At 68.0% G+C, this 1,374-nt stretch carries 1 protein-coding gene; it reads right to left on the minus strand.

All coding sequences use genetic code 11. The features are described 5' to 3' along the window. Window positions 1-186: 186 nt before the first annotated feature. Window positions 187-1,332, minus strand: coding sequence for an IS701 family transposase (locus OP04_RS48055; RefSeq protein WP_033346798.1), 1,146 nt, complete (start codon window positions 1,330-1,332; stop codon window positions 187-189). Window positions 1,333-1,374: the final 42 nt, after the last annotated feature.

Below are 1,374 nucleotides of genomic sequence, written 5' to 3' on the forward strand. Positions count from 1 at the left end.
GGTTAGTACTGCAACCCGGCATCGTTACTCATCCCGGTTCGAGTCGTTTGCGGTAGTGGCAGGCCCGTGCCTGTTCGAGGCGTCGGCGGCGGTATCGGGACCAGTGCCAGACATGCCCCGCGGTCTGGCAGGCGGTCAGGACGAGTGTGGTGAACAGACGGCGGATTTCGTTGCTGGTCAACGGGATCAGCTCGCTGCCGCTGCCTGCGGTTCCCCTTTTGCGGCCTCGATCGCGCGGGTGACGACCAGGAACGCGGCGGCGGTCATGGCCAGGGTGATGTGGGCATACCAGGCGTCGTAGCGGCGGACCTGATACTGGTCCAGGCCGACCTCGTTCTTCGCCGTCTGGAAGCTCTCTTCGATCGCCCAGCGGGCCCCGGCGACACGGACCAGTTCCCGGAGCCGGGTCCCGCGCCGGCCGTAACAGCGGTAGAACGCGATCTCGCCGGTGGCAATCGACCGGCGGGCCAGGACCCAGCCGCGCCGGTTGTCGCCGAACTCGGCCCGGATCGGAGTCCAGGCCCAGTCATAGATCCTGGGCCCGTGGGCGCCGTCGCCGCAGGACATCCGCCGCCACGCACCGGGCCGGATCCTGCCGATCATGTCCTTGACCGGTGTCCTGGTATGCAGACCGGCGTCGACCTCGTCGTCCTTGCGGGTCGCCATCACGTAGGCGATGTCCTGCTCCTGCAGCCAATCCCGCAGGCCGGGGTTCTGTCCGAACGCCTCGTCCGCGGTGAACCAGGCGAACGGGACCCCGGCTGCGACCGCCCGGGCGATCATCGCCCGCGCCTGCTGCGGCTTCGTGGCGAACTCGACCGTCTCGGGCACCGCCGCCCTCGACCGGCGTTCAGGATCGCCGGTCCAGGACTGCGGCAGATACAACTCCCGGTCGATCAACGCCCGGCCCCGCGACGTCGCGTAGGCCAGGAACGTGCCGATCTGGCAGTTCTCGACCTTGCCCGCGGTCCCCGTGTACTGCCGCTGGACCCCGGCCGAGCGCACACCTTTCTTGATGAACCCGGTGTCATCGGCGATCAGGACACCGGACGGTTCACCGAGATGCCCGACAAGATAGTCCCGCACGTCATCACGTACCAGATCCGGATCCCAGCACGGGCTGTACAGCATCTCCTGCACCGCGTTCGGCGACCTACGGCCCGCATGCTCCGCGATCGTCCAGCCGTTACACCGTTCCAGCGGCGCGAGCAGCCCACGCACATACGCGAACGCCAACCGGCGCGGCTCCACCCGCGCAAACCGGCCCGCTACCAGCGCGAACAGATCATCCAAACCCGCCTGCCACTCCGCAAGCACCGCATCACCCAGCACCACCGAACAACGAATCACCGCAGCTCAGGTAGCGACCTCGGG

Source organism: Catenuloplanes japonicus, assembly GCF_000717135.1.
Classification (GTDB): Bacteria; Actinomycetota; Actinomycetes; order Mycobacteriales; family Micromonosporaceae; genus Catenuloplanes; species Catenuloplanes japonicus.